We start from the raw sequence: 16634 nt of genomic DNA on the forward strand, positions 1-16634 counted from the left end.
TCAAGGAGCGAATCGGCCCGAGTCCAGACAGTCCTGCGAGAACTCGAAGACAATCTCCCGGTCGGGAGCGATGACCTTATGCTTCTTGCCGGCGTAGTGCAGCCCAGAGACGGGAGAGGCGCTGCCTTGTTCCATCATCGCTGCGCTCATCGGGCCTTTGGCTCTGTCTGAATAAAGGTGCGCTTTGGCGGCAATAGACTGCCCCGGCGAAATTGAGGAGGTCATGTTGACGCCCCTTGCTTTCCTGAAGTCTGTTCGCAGTGTCTGGTCTCACCCAACAGGGATAGATAGGGATTGCTCGGAGGCGTTTCCGAGAAAAGCGGGCTCGGATCTTCCAGAAGGTATCCATGCAGACGGCGGGATTTTCTAGGCCCGGTTACTTCACAGGTCCAGATGTTCAGGCCGTTCGGTTGCTTGCGATGCAGCTGCAGCCTCTCGAAGCGCTTTTGTATCCACTGCCAGTCTTGCTGGCTCTCCTGCTTGGCCAGCGCGCTGACTTGCGGATGCTCCTGCGCATAGCGCTGGAATACGCCGGGGCTGACCAGGTAGGCGGTGCCGCTCGCGGTATGCACGAGCGCTTTCGCGTCGTTGATGATGAGCCGGCGGGAAGCGATGCCTTGTTTCAGCCACGCCATGAAGTGCTCTCCGGATGGCGCTGTCGTGGGCTTGGGCGCTGGGGACGAACGCTGAGGTGCGGTCAAGGTCGTCGCTTCAGTACGCGCGGCAGACACCGGCTCCGAAGGTGCTTCAGCGTCCTGCCGGGTTGCGGGTGAATTCACCATGCCCACCATCGAAAGCATGTCTTCCATGGCGTCGGGCAGCGGTTCACCTTTCGCTGGACGAGAGGGGTTACCTCCCTCCCATGGCGGAACCTCTTGGCCCTCCGAGGCTGACTGCGCTCCGGCCGGCGGAGTAGTGGCTGACACATCGGGCCCTTTGTCCGTGGCCGCCGCGTCGATCGCCACTGTGCCGGCGAACAGCGCCGGCCTCTCGCTTGGCTCCCAGATCAGCGCGGGCCCGAGGCGCAACAGCGTGAACGAGTGACACCAGCCGGTGGAACTGGTCACGGTCGCGCGCCAGATCGCCTTGCCGTCGGGCGTCGGCTGCAACATGCCGTGATCCTGGAGGACGTTGAACACCGCGGTGTTGTTCGCAGGAATGCCGTCAACGCCTTGGGACAGCAGGTGCGCACGCAGTTTGTCCGATACCGTCTTGCTCACCAGCCACAGCGCGTCCTCGGTGAGCCAGCCATCGGAGGCTTCCGGCTGGTTCAGCTTCAACTGTTCCTTGAGCAGGTAGCGCAGCCCGTCGAGCAGCTTGCGTTGCAGCGCGTGCTTGGGAGCGGCCATGGCGCGCGCCGGATCGCCGCCCAGTTCCTGGGCCACGGAAGCGCGGTCGGCCTGCACGACCAGTTCGCCCAGCACACCGGCGTGCTCGTACTGGCCGGCCAGGACGTAGAGCAGCGGTCCCCACAGGTCGGGATAGCCACTGAGCCAGTCCAGGAGTTGGGTGTCCAACAGTTGGCGGTAGAGCAAGCCCGTCGCCGCGCTGTGCAGGTGGTATTCGCGATCGTCGCGGTAGCGGAAGCGGTACGGCTGGTGCAGCGGACCGTACCACGGGTGCCACAGCGAGCCATCGGCCAGTTCGACGTGCAGATCGACGGCGATCTTGCCGATGTCGTGCAACAACGCGGCATAGGCGACTGCAGCAGTCCAGGCCTCAGCCTGCGCAGCCTGGTCCTCGGGGCTTGCGCCGATGGGAAGCAGATGGGACTGCCGCAGCTTCAGACTGTAGGCGACGATTTCCAGGCCATGGTCCAGCATGCCGCCGGGGTAAGCGTGATGATGCGCCTCGGAAGCCGGGAAAGCCTGGACCAGCTCGGCGTAGCGTTCCAGTGGCGCCCGGTACAAGGTGGCGAACTGCTTACGTGAGAGCGACGTGCGCTGCCAGATGTGCTCCAGCAGCTTCTGCCGGCGCGGGGTGGCCAGCAGCGATGCGGCCGACTCGGGCCGCATCAACCCTTTCGGGAGGTCGGTGACCGATGGTGGCGTCGGAGCAGCAGCAACCGCGGGCCGTTTTCGCTGGAACAGAGAGAGCATGCGGGTGTCCTGTCGCGGGCCGAGCGGGGAGGCCTTTTTGCCTTTTCGGGATAGAGCCTTTCCCCTTGCACCCCATTCCCTTGCCATTTCGACCCTTTACAGCCTTTGGGTATAGGGCGACGGGTGCTGACCGTCCACCGCCAATGCGGGTTGCAGCAGGGCCGGATTGATGCAGGAAGGCTGGCTGTTCACGCCCTACGATGGGCCGATTCTTGGACTCGGAGAACGCCGTGAGGCTTCACGTTGACAAAGTAAGGAAATTTCCTTACCATGCGGGTATCGCAATCAGGAGAGCCGCCATGCCTGCCATCCACGAAGTTGCCACGCTGACCTCCAAAGGCCAGATCACGCTGCCCAAGCCCATCCGGCAGGCGCTCGGCGTCGATGCCGGTGGCAAGCTCGCGTTCGATCTGCGGGGCAGCGAAGTCGTCGTCACCCGCGTCGATGCCGAGCATGAGGACCCCGCCATCGGCGCATTCCTGAGCCTGCTGGCCCGCGACATCGAAGCTGGCCGGAACGTCCAGGGCCTGCCCGAGGATCTGGCCCGCGCCATGCTGGAGCATGCTGGCCACGGTCTGGACCTGGACGAGGAGATCGACGGGAAAGTGGAACTCTGATGCAACGGCATGGCTGGACGCTGCTCTTCCACGACTGCGTGATCGAGCAGTTGCAGAAACTGCATGCGACCGCGAGGCGCGCGCAGGAGAACGACCCGACGGGCTTCGAGTCCAATGCCAACGTCAAGCTCTTCCGGGCCTTGAGCCAGTTGATCTTGGATGTGGTGCCAGGCGATCCGGCACGCGACGAGTACCGCCAGGGCAACACCTTGGGACCTGCCCACCGCCACTGGCGAAGGGCCAAGATCGGACGGCGGTTCCGGCTGTTCTTCCGGTATGACTCGAAGGCGAAGGTCATCGTGTACGCCTGGGTCAACGATGAACAGACCCTGCGGTCTTCGGGTAGCAAATCGGACCCGTATGTCGTGTTCGAGAAGATGCTCGGGCGCGGGAACCCACCAGACGACTGGCATGCGCTGATACAGGCAAGCAAGCAGGATTGGAGCAAACTGGAATAGGCATCGCTCAATAGCAGGAGACGACCATGAACACCACGACACGCATCCGTACCGCAGAACGACTCGGCCGCACCTTGGGTCGCGGATGGCGTGCCTACGTGCGCGGCGAACGCCGGGCATCGAGCTGGTTGGTGTCAAAGGGGGGGGCGGCGGCCGGTGCCACCGCGCTCGTGTGGGTGGTCAAGCTGGTTGCGCTCGGGGTGCTGCTGTACACCACCTTCTGGCTGGCGGTGTTGCTACTGCTGGGCGTTGCGGCGGTATGGATGGCTGGCAATTCGGCTAGAGATGAAGACCGCTGGACGCAACAGGATGAATTGCGCAATGGCGAGGCGGGCTTTGGCCTGTATTCTTCCAATGGCCAGCGGCTCGACCCTCACGACCCGAACGATCCGTTCGATGACTGAGGTTTGGCCTGTTTGTCACAGAACCTTGCCGGCTACCTTGTTTACACCTGACCCGGCGCTATCACGCGCTTCCTTGGAGCCGACAGCAAGGTTCTGAGCAATCACCCCAGCCTTAACTCCGACCCACCCCAAAGCAGCGACCCAAAACGTCGGCAGGACCAGAAACATCGTGCCTGTGACGAACATCAGGAGCATGTCGCCGAAGGCGTTGTTCAGCCCCACCAGCGGGTCGAAGTTGGTGTGCGGCCGGTTCCAGCCGAACCCCCAGCCATAAAGTGCGTCCAGGATCGTCGAATCGATCCAGCGCGCAAGCTGAAACCAGAAATCCGTGAAGAACAGCGCGAACTGCACGACGCTGACCGTGACGACCGTCTTCAAGTCATAGGTGCCCACGACCAGCACGAGCGGGATGCAGATTACCAATGCCATCTTGAGCAAGGCGAGCACCATCGGCAGCGCCTGCCGCACGACGTCCATCGCGGGAAACGAGGCAATCGCGCCAACTGCCATTCCAACGTCTCCCGTAGCCCGCGTCACGATGTTTGGCAAGGTCTTGTCGATCTGGCCGCCGTAGTCGGTATAGACGCTGCCTTGGTTCAGCTTCTGCTGCCGCGGTGACGCGATCGCGCGGATCACCGAATTGTCCACCTCGGCCCGGCTCAGGAAGCCAGCCCAGCCCGCCAGGCGATTGAGCAGGCTCGGGTCCACCTGTCCCAGCAGCCGTGCCCGCAGGCCATTGCTGCCATCAGCCCACCATTGCCTGCAGGTCGGGTAGCCACCGCCACTGGATACCTGGGCCAGCCCAGCGTCGCGGTTGCTGTCATAGGGCCAGTCATCGCGCGGCGTGCTGGAGCGATACGTGTCGTAGTACCCGTTCGTGTCGGTGAAGAACCGCGATCCGATCCAGGTCACGTCGTGCATCTGCTGCTCATCAAGTTGAGGGCGCTGCATGAACAATTTGGCCCGTGCAGGCCCATAGCAATCCCGAGAGAAATCCGCTACTTCCTGAGCCAGCACCGGATCATCGATGCGCGTGGCGTCGATCTCCATGCGCATCTGCCGCAGGTCCGTGCCGCACGGGATTGCCGCCACCGAAGCGCCCGTGACGGCGCGCGAGAGCGCGTGCATGAACGCCCACCACACCGGCACCTTCGCCGACTGGTTGTTGATGGTGCTGAAGGACTGCGACCAGCCGGTATCCGCGGGCTGCGCCACGCTGACCTGGCACTGGGCCGAGCGCGAGCTGTCGTACTGGATGGTGTTTAGGTCCACGTCGATGAACGGAATGCCGGCGAACATCACCACCACGATGGCGACGAAGACCCGGTTCTCGATGCGGGCGGCGCTCAGCACGCCTTTATTGCCCTCGTCGGCGCCTTCAGCACGAGCTTTCAACCACTCCTGCACGACGATGGCGACGAAAGGCAGCGCGAATACCCCGCTGGATACGAGGGCCGCCCAGATGCCGTTGTTGACGATCCAGGAAACGAGTGTGAGGTAGTACTCCAGGTAGTCGGTCGTGAAAAGCGTCATGGCCTCGATCCCCTCAAGCGGCCTGCATCAACAAGCTGGCTTCCAGCACGACGATGGCGACGACGCCCGCGATCTCGCTGCGCATCAGGCGGCGCCGTGCCTGCCCATCTGCCCCGTCCTGGTCTTCGCGCGCCAGCAGCCGGCGGCGCATCCAGAGCCACCCGTAAACCGTGGCCCCGTACAGACACAGCCGCCACACGAAGAAGTAGCCCGATGCGGCCGCGAGCCACCGCTCCCATCCGGCCACGCTGCCGACCAGGTAGATGCCGGCGATGTTGGCACCCACCGCAGCGGCGACGAGCACCACCGCCCACAGCAGCGCCGTCGCCGCGCGCCGGCTGAAGAGCCAGCGCAAGGGGCGCCAGGCCATGCGCTCCGCGTTCATGGCCTGGCTCCGGGATTGCCCTTCTGCAACTGGTCAAGGCGGTCGGGTACCGGATCGCCCTCGTAGATGCCGCGCGAGCCGGCCGCCCGCGTGCCGTGGCGCTGGATGATGGCCATCGGCGAGTTGTTCGCCAGTTCGCGCCGCAGCTCCAATTCCGTCTTCAGGTTGCGGATCTCCCGGTCGAGCGTGTCGCTCTCATGGTTCACGGCCTGCACCGCAAGTTCGTTGGCTGCGACGTTGGGCTCCTTCTTGCCCGTGAGCAGCGTGCGTTGGAGCAGGAGCGCCTTCTCCAGCACCGATGACAGCGCCACTTCGGACGCGAGGCGCCGCGCCAGCAGGTCCTGGTCCGGCTCGTCGCGCAGCGCCTCGATCACGCCGCGGGTGATCGGCAGCGACGTGCTGCCGGCCTCGCGCAAGTTCTCGAAGGTGGTATTACGCGTGCCGGAAACCAGCTCCTGCAAGACCTCCAGCTTGGCTTCGTACTCCTCCTGGATCAGCGGCGTCAGCCCGACGCCGGGCACCGTCTCGGTCTTAGTGCAGGAGTCGCACGTGCGCTGCACCTGCTCTCCGAGGGCGCGCGTGGCCCATTCGGTCGCCTGCTGCGGCGACGTCCAGGTCTGGCAGGACAGGCTCGCGCAACTGGTGGACGCGATGGAGGAGGTGTCCGTCACGCCGCGACCGTTGACCAGGTTGTAGCCCGCGCGGGTGACGTCGCCGACCACCCGGATGGCGGACTGGCCCGCGCCACCGGCATTGCTGCCGCCCACCCAGGGCACGCCGTCGTTGCCGCGGCGCGTCTCGGCCTGCTCGACGGCCGATACGGCATCGTTGCTGCCAACCGCGTCACGCAGGGCCATGCCTTCGGCCATCTGGCTCCAGCCAAGCTGGCCACCCGCCGTCTCGGCCATCTTCTCCGCCATGGCGCGGCACGTCAGCTTGGAGCGGTCGAAGTCCAGCCGCGCCTGCAGCACGCCGTTAGTCAGCAGGTTGTACAGGCCCGGATCGGCGCGCTGAATGATCAGCGCCGGCAGCGATGCAACCGCGCTGGTCGCGCTCTGGATCACGTTGCTCATGATCTGCTGAAAGCCGTTCGTGATGCCGTTAAGCTGATTGCGCAGCGTGGTCTGGATGCTCATGTCGCCGCAGATCAGGTTGCTGTTCCACCCCACGCCGACCCCGATGGAACGCATGCCGGCCGCGCGGCCCATGGACACCGCACTGCCACCGCCGATCGAGTACATGACGTCATCGCCGAGGACGGGGCCGCTGTTCTGGTATCCGACCTGCGCCCACGCCATGCCGCAGACCAGAGCGAGCGTGCCGGCCAGCGCCGTCGGGCGCAGCAGGCGGCACGCCTTGGCGGAAAGGTTCATCGGTTCAGGACGCTTCATCGTGGCACCTCAGAGGAAATCGACGCTGCCCAGGAACACCTGACCGCGGCGTTCGCAGCACGCATAGGGACGCCACAGCGCCCAGGCGTAGTCGCCTTGCTGGGCCTGGGTCAGCGTGCCGCTGTGCGGGAACATCACGCAGGTGTTGGACAGGCGCGGCGTCAGCTCCTGCCACTTGCCCGTAGAGGCATCACCCTCCATCAGCTCGCCGGCCGGCCAGTAGCCGTCGCGGGCGTTGGCAAGCAGCGGCTGGTACACGTGGATCTGCCCGCGGCGCGTGACGACATCGCCCGCGCGCTGGGCCACCACAGCCCCGGATTTTTGGTCGTCGGTCTGGTGCAGGAAGCCGCCGCGCGGATAGACGTTGCCCCAGAGATTCATCGTGGTGCGCGCACCGACCTCGCGCATGCCCGGAATCAACGCCTCCGGGTAGGCCATTTCAGGCACGTTGTAGCGCCAAGCCAGCGTGTCCAGCGTGCTGAGTAGATACGGCATGAAGGCCGTGCCCGCGCCTTGGCAGAAATAGCCCGACGACGATGCGAACTGGTTGAATACCTCGCCGCCAGGATGGCCGATGACATCGCTGTTCTTGAATTTGGCGAGGTTGTTTTCGTGGTCTTCGTTCGTGGTCCCATCCCCACCTGCCTGTGCGGATGGGTTGGGCGTGCTCATCGCCTGCACTTCGACCCAGGGGTTCTCCCCGGTGTTGCTGTAGCTGGAGACGACCGCATCGGGCACGTAGTGCCGGACCTTGGTGGACGTGCGCACCGTGCAGCCCGTCCAGGTGCAGTAGAGCCAGTAGCAGATGCCCACCACCCGGTATTCCAGGCAGTCCGGCGACATGACGGAGGACACGATGGTGGCGGTGTTCAGGGCGTAGCTGCCGGTGGCGCTGACCAACAGCAGCGAGGCCACGGCGACGCGCAGGCGGCGCAGCAAGTCGAATGGGCGATGGGTCACGGCTGCGTCCTCCGGTACTGCTCGATGCGGGACACCGCCCGGGCCACGTCCGGCTCGCCATAGACCACATAGCGTTGATCTACCACGACGGCCGGGATGGCGGCGACGCCCAGGCTCCATGCATCGGCGACGCCCTGGTAGGCGGTGCCGATGCGGCGCTGAAGATCGGTGCCGCCTTGGTTCAGTCGTTGCCGGACGATGGCTGCTGCCCGCTCGGGGTCGGCCGGCAGATCCGCGGAAAGCTCGGCCTCGATCCGGGGCGCTTCGTCCAACTCGATCAGCCGCTCGCCGCCGGCGGTCTTGACCGGGTGGCGGCTGTCGGTGACGACCACCACGTCGGCGGCGAAGGTGGCCGGGCTGAACACGGCCAGAGATGCCGGCAGCGCCACGGCCAGGCCAAGGGTTCGCCAGCCTGGTGCGAACCGGGTAAAAGCTGCTGGCATGTCATGCGCCCCGGAAGTTGATCAGGGCCATAGTCAAACGCCGAACCCCACGCGGCCCCAACAAACAATGCGCATCGCGGCCACCCCGCATACCTGCTTGCGTCGCTGCGAAGAAAAAGCGGAGGCCGAAGCCTCCGCGCTGATCAACGAAGCAGTGCAACCTTTACAGCAGGCCGGACTCCGCAAAGGAGAACGGGGCACCCTGGCCGACGATGATGTGGTCCAGTACCCGCACATCGATGAGCGCCAGCGCGACCTGCAGTTGCTGGGTCAGCATGCGATCCGCGCTCGACGGTTCGGAGATGCCCGAGGGGTGCTGGTGGCTGAAGACCACCGCGGCGGCATTCAACTCCAGCACACGCTGCGCGACGACACGCGGATAGACCGATGTCGAGTTGATCGTGCCCCTGAACAACGGCTCGTAGGCCAGCACCTGGTGCATGCTGTCCAGGAACACAGCGGCGAATATCTCATTGGGCTCAGCGACCAGTTTCAGACGCAGGTAGTCCCGCACAGCGGCCGGTCGGCTGAGGCACGGTCCAGCTTTGAAGATCCGTCTCTCCAGCAGCACGATGGCTTGCTGGATGATCCAGTCCTCGTGTTGGGTAGCGATGGCGGAAAGCGACTCCAGGTAGGAGTCATTGACGACGAAAGACATGGCGAACCTCCAGACGGTGAGATCGGAGGGCGCGCGCCCTGGGAGGGCAAGCCCTCCTGGGGAACGAACAAGGTGCATCCATCACCGCGGTAGCGGTGATCGTTCGCGGCCAGGACGCGAGGCGAACGGGTTGCGGTCAGCGCAGCGGACTGCGCCGTAGCCTTGAAGACCGGGGCTACCTGGGCATGTCGCCGACGACGTCGGCAGGCATTTCCGATGTGGGTGTGGTGGCGGGATCGCCGGCGGCGAGCATGTCCATGGCTGACAGCAAGGCATCGCCCTCGATCGGACCCTGCAGCAGGATCGCCTTGCCGCTTTCGCGATCGTGCAGCCGCAGCGACGGCGTGGCGGTCACGCCGCTGTTCGTGGCTTCCGCAGTTTGGGTACGAATCGCCGCGTCGGGCCGCTCGCTCGCGATGCACTGCTCGATGGCTGGCGTCAGGTCGGGGTAGCGCAGGTCCTCGGGCAAGCCCTGGCCGTCGCTGCGCGTGTGGGCATATACCCACTCGACGGCTTGCCAGAAGGTGGCATGCCCGCCGGCTTCGCCGGCGCATTCCGCCAGACGCGCTTCGGCAGAAGCGGCCGGTTCATGTGCGGCCAACGGCAGGTGGTGCCATTGCAAGGCCACGTCGGCATTGCCGGCCACCCAACGTTTGAGCACAGGGAAATAGGACCGGCAGAACGGGCATTCGAGGTCCGCGTACAGCGTCAGTGTGAAACGACCTTCCGGATTGCCCATCTGCCACGGAGGCCCTGCCACCTGTGTCTCGCTGACTGGCGCCGAAGTCTGAGGTGTGGACCCGCCTGGCGAACGGGACACGAGCCAGATCAGCAGCAGCGCAACCAGCACTGCAGCCAACGCCCACGGCCAGCGGGTCCCCCAGCGCCGACGGCGGAACGCCTGCACCTGCATCGGGATGGAAGGATGTTTGTGTTCCATGGCGTTCTCCGGCTTACGACAGTTCCAAGGCGGGCGACTCGATGCCGCGTGCCTGGTCGATCTTCTCGGCCACCTTGAAGGCGGCTTCCAGCTCGGTGCAGCCGTATTGCTGCATGAGCTGGTAGCGCTCGGCCTTCTCCTCGGGTTCGGTCTGCGCAAGCGCGAGGTAAAGGCTCGGCGGCACCGCGCGGAACAACACTTCCATCGACTTCGACAGGATCACGCCCTCGGTGAATTTCCCCCCCTCCTTGCGCGCAGAAAGCATCAGCGCTTTCTGCGCTGGTGAGAGTTCACGGAAGCGTGCAATCTTCTCGACCTCATCGGGCGGCATCGACAGGCAGATCCACCACTCAATCATGTTGAGCATGGGCTCTGCGGCACGCGGCAGGTCGTCGATGTTCTGGGTCGCCAGCCAGAACCAGGCGCCCAATTTGCGCCACATCTTGGTAATTTTCACGACGTAGGGCGCGAGCAACGGGTTCTTCGTGATGATGTGGCCTTCGTCGGTCACATTGATGATCGGACGACCCAGGTACTGGTCGCGCTCGGCGATGTTGTTCACCGTGCTGATCAGGCTGATGTAGGCGATGGAGAGCTGCGCGTTGTAGCCCTCGCGGGCATAGGTCGCCAGATCCACCAGCGTGATGTCGGCCTCGGGCCACGGCGTGCCATCGCGGTCGAACATCTCGCCATCGGTGCCTTGGCAGAACATGTCCATCGCGTCCGCCATCTCCAGCAGCCGCATGCGCCGCATCTCGGGAAGCGTCGAGTCCTGACCGCGGGCGCGCAGCGCGTTGCGCACGTCGCGAGTGAGCACCGTGCGCTTCTCAGCCACGCAGTGTTCGGCGGCGTCGAGGATGCACTGGCGGATCAGCGAACGGTCGGCCCGCGTCATCCGGGCTTCCTCCTTGTCCTCGCCGCCGGTGATCATCAGCCGTGCCGTGATCTCCAACTCGCCCAACACGTCACGCTGTTCGTCTGCCTCCATGACCGAGGCATCCGGTGGCAGGTCTTCGTCCAACGCATCGGCATCGAGCGTCTGCACGTCGCTGGGTGTTTCGATCAGCCGGCGGGCATCCGCGAACGGTGCCAGGCTGATGCCCGATCCGGGGGCCAGCTTGACCCGGTTCACCGTCAGGCCCAGGCGCCTGGCGAAGTCGCTGAACAGCCCGAAGCTGTTGCCGGCTTCCACGATGAAGAGGCGCGGCCGGTAGATGGCCGTGACCTGGTTCAGCAGGTTGTTGAGCGTGGCGCTCTTGCCCGAGCCGGTGGGGCCGAACAGGAATAGATGGGCATTCATCTGCCTGTCTAAGCGGTTCAGCGGATCAAACGTGATCGGCCCGCCACCGCGGTTGAAGAACGTGTTGCCCGGATGGCCCGTACCCTGGCTGCGACCCCACGCCGGCGAGAGATTCGCCACATGCTGGGCGAACATCAGTTGGGTGAACCAGTTTCGCCGATCCTGCGCGGGGTTGTAGCAGCACGGTAGCCAGCGCAGATAGCTGTTGAGCGGCGCGACTTCATCGTCCTCGCGAACGGGCTGCAACCCCGCGTTGAGCATCACGTTGGCGAGGTCCAGACCGCGCCGGTCAAGCTCGGCTTCGTCGCGTCCGCGCAGATAGAAGGCCAGCGTGCCGCGGTAGAGTTTGTGCGCGCTGCCGATGAGCGAGCGCGCCTCCTGCACGTCCTTGAGCGTCTGCTCCGATGCCAGTGTTTCGCCGACTGCCTTCTTCGCCAGGTGGTTCAGGTGCGATTCGAGAATGTCCTGGGGCGTCGCCACCATGGTCAGACACATCGTCGTGTCCTCGGGCATCTGATCGAACAGCGTGTTGATCGCATCGCCCTTGCGGGTTTCGCCAGTCAGGTGTCCCGTTCCGGGCGGCATGCGCAGCCGGTCAGTGACCAACACACGGTGCGGTATGCCGTCGAAGTGCCAGGTGCCATGCTCCACGTCCGAGCGTGGCTGGCTGAAGAAAAGCCGCTGGCTAAAATCCCGCCCGCTCGCCAGTTCGATCTCGCCAGCCTCGGTGTCGGCGGGGTAGCGCGCGAACGCATAGAAGCGCTCCCGGTCCTCGACCCCAGGCCCGAGCAGCGTCGGACGCGGGTTGAACCAGCGCAGCAGCCAGTCATGGACGTCTGCCGCACCCAGGCGGCGAGCCTGGATGCCGGCGTTCGCCAGCCCGCCGCACAGGCGGTCGCAGACGATGTTCAGCATCTGCTCGGGTGTCTGGCCCCGGCGGTTTGCCTGGCCCTGTCCTTGTCCGGTCACGCGGCGATAGACGACCATGCGCACACGCCTCGTCTGGCCGCGCCAGCGCAAGCGTGTGACCACCGTGTCCTGGAACAAGCCACCGGGCTTGGCCACCGCGCGCAGATGGTGGGCAAAGAACCGCAGGTAGAACTCCGTGAACACCGTGCCACGGGCGCGCGGCTGCACGTAGTCGCGCAACGTCTGCATGTACTGGTCGAAGCTCGGTTCGTCCTGGGCGTAGAGCTGCAACACCCAGGGGTTCTCGTCCAGTTCATCGAAGCTGTCCTGGAGCGCGTTTTCTAAGGCGTCGCGGGCGTGCGCGAGCCAGCCGGGTTCCCGGCCCTCGGTCCCCAGCGGCACCAGCTCGAAGAAGGCGGCCACCGATTGGCCGTCCTCCAGGAGCATCGATTTCGACTCGGGCAAGAACTCCACCCAGGGCAGCAGTTCCACGAAGGACGGTGCGACGTCGTACAGCGCCTGCTCGTCGGCCTCCGTCGCCGGCTTGCGGCCCCGGACTGCCGAGCCGGGTTCGGGGATGCCGACCTGCCGCAAGGCCTCGACGTGGCGCTGCCAGCCGTCCGGCTGCTCATCATCACCAGCGCCGGATGCGGCCAGCTTCGGCGCGGCCGGCTTAGGCCAGGGAAGTTTCCACCGCATCAGTAGGCCTCCACGCGCTCGCCTGGCATGGCGTACTGGATGCGCTGGTTGAGCGGGAAGACCGTCGTGTAGCCCGGCACCGGCACGGGGTCCGTGCCCGCCAGGTGCGGATACACGTACATGACGAGATCGGGATTGGGCAGACGCTGGAACTGGCGGTGGACCTCATTGCGCGCGGTGCGCGTGTAGCGCATCTGCTCGACGGGTGCGACCTGCACGTCGGCGTCGGTCAGGGGCCGACGCAGGCTCTGGCGCGCATCGAGCAGCTGGCGGCCGGCGTTCCGTCCGGCTGCGCCACCGCCGTCGCCGGCCTCCTGCTGCCAGATGTCCATCATCGTGCGGTCACCGTGGGTCAGCAGCTTTTCCTTGCTGGTGGCGCAGCCGCCAAGCACCGCGACGGCGAGGGCCAGTGCCAGGCCACGGGCCAGGTTAGTCAAGTTCGAGTGCATGGCTTTCTCCTGCGCGGTGATCGACCTTGCGGCCTTCGGGATCGAAGTCGATGGCGAGCGGCTTTTCGAGGTGGACGGCAACCTTGGCGCCGGGCTGGACATAGACGGCGGCGAACGCCTGGCCGTACAACTTGTTGACCCAGGCCGACATGTCCCGCACGCCGCCCGCCAGAATCTGGCCGACCGCTTCCTGGCCGGTGATGCCCACGGTGCCGATGGAGCCGTCCGAGCCGACATAGGACATGCGGCCGCTGTCGCTCTCGATGAGTGAGGCCACACCGGCGCCGGCCGCGGTGATCAGGGCCTGCGAGCCGAGGTATTGCTGGGCGTTGCTGCGCCGCTCGCCGCTGACGCAAGGAATGCCGTGGGGATCGCTGATCCAGCCCAAGCCATCGCGCTGTTGGTTGTTCTGCTGGTTGCCCTCGCGGTCTTCGGGGATCGTGCGAATCGTGCCGTCGTGGAAGACGAACGTGATGCTGCGCACCTGGCCGCGCACGCACGAGAGCGTCCAGTCGCCCGAAGCGGTGCCGCTGAACACGGCGCCGGCCACGTCGGGAATGTCGATGCCATTGGCGGTCAGGTTGTCCGGCCCGACCAGAACTTTGAACGGATAGGGATCGTTGACCGTGCCGTCGATCGGCACGCGGCCGATCAGCGCTGTCATGGCGACCGAACCCATGAGCGTGGAGTTGGTCGGCACGGTGTAGACCGGCTTGGCACTCTTGACCCCGGCGGCGCGGGCGCCCGCGTTGGCCACGGTTTCCGCAGTGGTTTCGAGCGTGCTCTGCGCCGGGCCGAAGCTCGTGGGGAAGCTCATGCCGCCGCTCGCGCCACGCCCCCCGTTGCGCCCCTCGGCGGGCTTTGCGTCGTCCGGCTCGACCCACCGCACGCCGCCCTCCATGCCTGCCTCGTCGCCGCCCTGCAGCCCCAGGCCCACGGGCAGGTCCGCATGGCCGCCGCCGCGCCCGCCGATGCTGTCCAGACGCCGCTGCAGGTCGGCGAGCAGCCCTTCGGTCTGCTGGCGCGCGCTGGCCGCCTGCTCTTGGTCGCGGCGCAGGTTGGACCGCTCGGATTCGAGCGCCGAGTTGATGCGCTGGTCGATGGAGTTCTCGCGCTGGCGCAGTCGCTGGTTCTCTTCACGCTGCGACTTGTTGTCCGAGAGCGCGGTCTGAAGCTCGGTGCGCAACTGCTTCACTTGGGCAACGAGCGTCGCCACGGTGTCGCGCGGGGTGTCGCCTTCGATGCCCAGCGCCTTCATTTCATCGGGCGTGAGCTGGGCGCCGTTGTCCGCCGCGGGTGGCGCCGTGCTGCCTCCACCCGAGAACAGCCGGATACCGACGAACAGCACCAGGATGGCAACAGGGATCATCAGCCACTTGAGCAGGCCGTTACTGCGCATGGCGGGCCTCCTTGGTGTTCTCGTCGCCGTCCGGCTGCGGCAGATGCACGGCCGGGTCGAAGCGGTGAATCGCCGGCAGCAGCGACTGCGCGAGACCGCGGCCGCGCGTGACCAGGTACAGGACGGTCGTGTCCTCGGGCGTGCCGCGCGGGCCCAGCGCCTCGTGCTGGAAGGTGGCGGTGAGGAAATCGCCTTGCAGCACGCGCGGGTCGAGCGTGATCCAGCCGCCGCTGCCGTTGGTTAGGCGCACGGCAGTGACCCACTGGTCCTCCAGGCGCCACGACGCGAGTGCGACCGCGCGCACGGGCAGCGTTGGCATCAGTGTGTCCAGGTCGAGGTCGCGGGGCAGGTTGACCCGCATGACGCCCGGAAGCGGCTCGACGGTGCGCAGCGGTGCGTAGAGGTTCTGCGCGGCGAAGCGCGTCAGCACGACAGGGACCGGAGTTTCGCGCCGCGCGGTCCGCGCACCTGCTTGGCCCTGGGCGCGTGCCGGGGCCTCGGCACTGTCGGCCTGCTCGCCATAGCGTCCCGGTGCGCTGTCACCCTCGACGATGCGCACCGGCTCCAGCTCGGCTTCCCCGTCCTTGGGTGGTTCGGCTGCGATGTCCAGCAGGATCAGCGCGCCCGTGTCGGCGTCCTGCAGTTGCAACCGCGTGGGCTCGATCGGCTCGCTGGCGCGCAGGTACACCGCGCCCCCCGCACTCTGCACGCGCAGGCGTTCGCCCACGCCCGCGGGCACGCCCACGCGCACGTTGCGGTCGATGAACACGATGCGTTCCTGACCGACCTTCAGCGGCACTGCCAGTGGCATGCGTTCCCAGCGCAGGATTTCCACTGCATGGGCGACGGGTGCCGCGGCCACGGCCAGTAGCCCCAGCAGCGCGAGTACAGGGTGCTTCATGGGGTGTTTCCTCCTTGAGGCGCTTGCGGAGACAGGCCACTCGGCGCCGGGCGCGTCGGCTCCGGTGCACTGATGCGCTGGGGCGCGCCGTCGTAGCAGTCCAGCGCCAGGCCGAACGGGTTACGGGCGGGATCGACGTCCACCCGCGTGACCTTGATCGGATAGCGCACCAGGGCGCGCTTGACCTGCTCGGCGCCGTAGTACTCGTCCGCCGTGATGTCCAGCGTCACCACCCAGTCGCGATCGGACACGGTGCGCACGCGCGCCGTGGGGTCGTCGCCATAGCCGCGGCCGGGAATCTCGTAGATGCCGCGCACGCGCTGACGCAGCTCGCCCGTGGAGCGGCGGTAGTCATAGTCCGCCCGCAGGAAGGCCTGGCAGGACGGGGTGAGGTACGGCGAGAGCGTGTGGAGGTTGCGCGAGTAGTCTTCCTCGCCATTGGTTGGCCAGCGGTTCAGCGTCTGGAACACGTAGAACGTGAACGCATAGACCGATTCGGGCGGCACTTCCCACCACTTGCGGGTACTGCCAGAGCGCAGGTCGGGCGGGACGTGGATGGTCAGGTCGCGCGGCGCGCTCCACCAGCCGCCGCCCATGACCAGGGCGACGACGACCAGCGCGCCCGCGGCCAGCCGCAAGGTCTTGATGTGCGCCTGCAGGTGGGTGATCTCGTTTTTGAAGCGGCTCATCGCATGCTCCTGCGGGTGGACCAGAAGCCCGAGCGCGAGATCAGCACATGGCCACCCACCCAGCCGGCCATCAGCGGATGGCGCGTGGCGATGCGCCATTGCAGTTGCCGATACAGCCAGGTGTCGGGACGCCCACGCTTGAGGCGGCGCAGGATGCCGCCGCCGATGAAGACGCCGAGCGCCACGCCCAGGACGACGAAGGTCGGCGCCAGCGCGATCGTGCGGAACACCCAGGACAGCGGCGCGCCGACCAGCAGGCCGGCGGCACCGGACAGGCCGCAGCAAATCCAGAGTTCGTCAGCGGTGAGGCCGCGCACCACAACGGGATGGCGGTTGAGCCGGTGCGGAAGGAAGGTGACCGTTCCGTCCGCACGGACGTGCTGCTGCTCGGACATACCGG

The 16634-nt window shown here is 66.1% G+C and carries 18 protein-coding genes; 3 read left to right on the forward strand and 15 right to left on the reverse strand.

Annotated elements, in window-relative coordinates:
• Nucleotides 1-225 carry a hypothetical protein gene (locus AC5P57_RS03670; protein ID WP_034012201.1) on the reverse strand — a complete coding sequence of 75 codons (225 nt, stop codon included), beginning with the start codon at nt 223-225 and terminating at the stop codon, nt 1-3.
• The gene (mobH, locus tag AC5P57_RS03675) at nt 222-2099 is read right to left on the reverse strand and encodes a MobH family relaxase (RefSeq protein ID WP_495219429.1); all 1878 of its coding nucleotides are present in this window, start codon (nt 2097-2099) and stop codon (nt 222-224) included. Before mobH ends, AC5P57_RS03670 begins: the two co-directional genes overlap by 4 nt.
• 299 nt (nt 2100-2398) lie before the next feature.
• Between mobH and AC5P57_RS03680 the strand changes: the two genes are divergently transcribed.
• From AC5P57_RS03680 to AC5P57_RS03690, 3 genes are read left to right on the forward strand one after another with little or no spacing between them, the layout of a single operon-like run.
• The gene (locus AC5P57_RS03680) at nt 2399-2716 is read left to right on the forward strand and encodes a type II toxin-antitoxin system PrlF family antitoxin (protein ID WP_013391814.1); all 318 of its coding nucleotides are present in this window, start codon (nt 2399-2401) and stop codon (nt 2714-2716) included.
• The gene (locus AC5P57_RS03685; RefSeq protein WP_013391813.1) at nt 2716-3174 is read left to right on the forward strand and encodes a type II toxin-antitoxin system YhaV family toxin; all 459 of its coding nucleotides are present in this window, start codon (nt 2716-2718) and stop codon (nt 3172-3174) included. The genes AC5P57_RS03680 and AC5P57_RS03685 overlap by 1 nt, the downstream gene beginning before the upstream one ends.
• A gap of 26 nt (nt 3175-3200) precedes the next feature.
• Complete coding sequence (locus tag AC5P57_RS03690; RefSeq protein ID WP_013391812.1) at nt 3201-3578, forward strand: DUF3742 family protein; 378 nt, start codon at nt 3201-3203, stop codon at nt 3576-3578.
• A 15-nt stretch (nt 3579-3593) separates the two neighbouring features.
• On the opposite strand, the gene AC5P57_RS03695 is transcribed toward AC5P57_RS03690, so the two are convergent.
• The 13 genes from AC5P57_RS03695 to AC5P57_RS03755 form a co-directional block, all read right to left on the reverse strand.
• Nucleotides 3594-5111: a conjugal transfer protein TraG N-terminal domain-containing protein gene (locus AC5P57_RS03695; RefSeq protein ID WP_013391811.1), complete on the reverse strand. Its 1518-nt coding sequence runs from the start codon at nt 5109-5111 to the stop codon at nt 3594-3596.
• A 13-nt stretch (nt 5112-5124) separates the two neighbouring features.
• A complete protein-coding gene (locus AC5P57_RS03700) occupies nt 5125-5496 on the reverse strand; it encodes a hypothetical protein (protein WP_013391810.1) in 372 nt (123 codons plus the stop codon).
• Nucleotides 5493-6887, reverse strand: coding sequence for an integrating conjugative element protein (locus AC5P57_RS03705; protein ID WP_013391809.1), 1395 nt, complete (start codon nt 6885-6887; stop codon nt 5493-5495). Before AC5P57_RS03705 ends, AC5P57_RS03700 begins: the two co-directional genes overlap by 4 nt.
• Nucleotides 6888-6896: 9 nt before the next feature.
• Nucleotides 6897-7847: a TIGR03756 family integrating conjugative element protein gene (locus AC5P57_RS03710; protein WP_495219430.1), complete on the reverse strand. Its 951-nt coding sequence runs from the start codon at nt 7845-7847 to the stop codon at nt 6897-6899.
• Nucleotides 7844-8290: a TIGR03757 family integrating conjugative element protein gene (locus AC5P57_RS03715; RefSeq protein WP_003116803.1), complete on the reverse strand. Its 447-nt coding sequence runs from the start codon at nt 8288-8290 to the stop codon at nt 7844-7846. The genes AC5P57_RS03710 and AC5P57_RS03715 overlap by 4 nt, the downstream gene beginning before the upstream one ends.
• A 163-nt stretch (nt 8291-8453) precedes the next feature.
• Nucleotides 8454-8948 carry a JAB domain-containing protein gene (locus AC5P57_RS03720; protein ID WP_003116804.1) on the reverse strand — a complete coding sequence of 165 codons (495 nt, stop codon included), beginning with the start codon at nt 8946-8948 and terminating at the stop codon, nt 8454-8456.
• Nucleotides 8949-9123: 175 nt separating this feature from the next.
• Nucleotides 9124-9888 carry a DsbA family protein gene (locus tag AC5P57_RS03725; RefSeq protein ID WP_003116805.1) on the reverse strand — a complete coding sequence of 255 codons (765 nt, stop codon included), beginning with the start codon at nt 9886-9888 and terminating at the stop codon, nt 9124-9126.
• 13 nt (nt 9889-9901) lie between these two features.
• A complete protein-coding gene (locus tag AC5P57_RS03730) occupies nt 9902-12796 on the reverse strand; it encodes a conjugative transfer ATPase (protein ID WP_013391807.1) in 2895 nt (964 codons plus the stop codon).
• Nucleotides 12796-13245 carry a TIGR03751 family conjugal transfer lipoprotein gene (locus tag AC5P57_RS03735; protein ID WP_003116807.1) on the reverse strand — a complete coding sequence of 150 codons (450 nt, stop codon included), beginning with the start codon at nt 13243-13245 and terminating at the stop codon, nt 12796-12798. The genes AC5P57_RS03730 and AC5P57_RS03735 overlap by 1 nt, the downstream gene beginning before the upstream one ends.
• Nucleotides 13226-14644 carry a TIGR03752 family integrating conjugative element protein gene (locus tag AC5P57_RS03740; RefSeq protein WP_003116808.1) on the reverse strand — a complete coding sequence of 473 codons (1419 nt, stop codon included), beginning with the start codon at nt 14642-14644 and terminating at the stop codon, nt 13226-13228. Before AC5P57_RS03740 ends, AC5P57_RS03735 begins: the two co-directional genes overlap by 20 nt.
• Nucleotides 14634-15545, reverse strand: a complete 912-nt coding sequence (locus AC5P57_RS03745; protein ID WP_003116809.1) for a TIGR03749 family integrating conjugative element protein — start codon at nt 15543-15545, stop codon at nt 14634-14636. The genes AC5P57_RS03740 and AC5P57_RS03745 overlap by 11 nt, the downstream gene beginning before the upstream one ends.
• The gene (locus AC5P57_RS03750) at nt 15542-16234 is read right to left on the reverse strand and encodes a PFL_4703 family integrating conjugative element protein (protein WP_003116810.1); all 693 of its coding nucleotides are present in this window, start codon (nt 16232-16234) and stop codon (nt 15542-15544) included. The genes AC5P57_RS03745 and AC5P57_RS03750 overlap by 4 nt, the downstream gene beginning before the upstream one ends.
• On the reverse strand, nt 16231-16629 hold the full coding sequence (locus AC5P57_RS03755) for a TIGR03750 family conjugal transfer protein (RefSeq protein ID WP_003050133.1): 399 nt from the start codon (nt 16627-16629) through the stop codon (nt 16231-16233). The genes AC5P57_RS03750 and AC5P57_RS03755 overlap by 4 nt, the downstream gene beginning before the upstream one ends.
• Nucleotides 16630-16634 lie beyond the last annotated feature (5 nt).

The sequence above is a fragment of the Stenotrophomonas sp. YJH_SMC_79 genome (assembly GCF_059367995.1).

What these genes read in the sequence shown, in the direction of transcription:
- AC5P57_RS03700 (WP_013391810.1), bottom strand. Translation starts at nt 5,496, where the DNA reads ATGAACGCGGAGCGCATGGCCTGGCGCCCCTTGCGCTGGCTCTTCAGC.
- AC5P57_RS03680 (WP_013391814.1), top strand. Translation starts at nt 2,399, where the DNA reads ATGCCTGCCATCCACGAAGTTGCCACGCTGACCTCCAAAGGCCAGATC.
- AC5P57_RS03725 (WP_003116805.1), bottom strand. Translation starts at nt 9,888, where the DNA reads ATGGAACACAAACATCCTTCCATCCCGATGCAGGTGCAGGCGTTCCGC.
- AC5P57_RS03745 (WP_003116809.1), bottom strand. Translation starts at nt 15,545, where the DNA reads ATGAAGCACCCTGTACTCGCGCTGCTGGGGCTACTGGCCGTGGCCGCG.
- AC5P57_RS03690 (WP_013391812.1), top strand. Translation starts at nt 3,201, where the DNA reads ATGAACACCACGACACGCATCCGTACCGCAGAACGACTCGGCCGCACC.
- mobH (WP_495219429.1), bottom strand. Translation starts at nt 2,099, where the DNA reads ATGCTCTCTCTGTTCCAGCGAAAACGGCCCGCGGTTGCTGCTGCTCCG.
- AC5P57_RS03735 (WP_003116807.1), bottom strand. Translation starts at nt 13,245, where the DNA reads ATGCACTCGAACTTGACTAACCTGGCCCGTGGCCTGGCACTGGCCCTC.
- AC5P57_RS03715 (WP_003116803.1), bottom strand. Translation starts at nt 8,290, where the DNA reads ATGCCAGCAGCTTTTACCCGGTTCGCACCAGGCTGGCGAACCCTTGGC.
- AC5P57_RS03730 (WP_013391807.1), bottom strand. Translation starts at nt 12,796, where the DNA reads ATGCGGTGGAAACTTCCCTGGCCTAAGCCGGCCGCGCCGAAGCTGGCC.
- AC5P57_RS03685 (WP_013391813.1), top strand. Translation starts at nt 2,716, where the DNA reads ATGCAACGGCATGGCTGGACGCTGCTCTTCCACGACTGCGTGATCGAG.
- AC5P57_RS03720 (WP_003116804.1), bottom strand. Translation starts at nt 8,948, where the DNA reads ATGTCTTTCGTCGTCAATGACTCCTACCTGGAGTCGCTTTCCGCCATC.
- AC5P57_RS03705 (WP_013391809.1), bottom strand. Translation starts at nt 6,887, where the DNA reads ATGAAGCGTCCTGAACCGATGAACCTTTCCGCCAAGGCGTGCCGCCTG.
- AC5P57_RS03670 (WP_034012201.1), bottom strand. Translation starts at nt 225, where the DNA reads ATGACCTCCTCAATTTCGCCGGGGCAGTCTATTGCCGCCAAAGCGCAC.
- AC5P57_RS03755 (WP_003050133.1), bottom strand. Translation starts at nt 16,629, where the DNA reads ATGTCCGAGCAGCAGCACGTCCGTGCGGACGGAACGGTCACCTTCCTT.
- AC5P57_RS03695 (WP_013391811.1), bottom strand. Translation starts at nt 5,111, where the DNA reads ATGACGCTTTTCACGACCGACTACCTGGAGTACTACCTCACACTCGTT.
- AC5P57_RS03740 (WP_003116808.1), bottom strand. Translation starts at nt 14,644, where the DNA reads ATGCGCAGTAACGGCCTGCTCAAGTGGCTGATGATCCCTGTTGCCATC.
- AC5P57_RS03750 (WP_003116810.1), bottom strand. Translation starts at nt 16,234, where the DNA reads ATGAGCCGCTTCAAAAACGAGATCACCCACCTGCAGGCGCACATCAAG.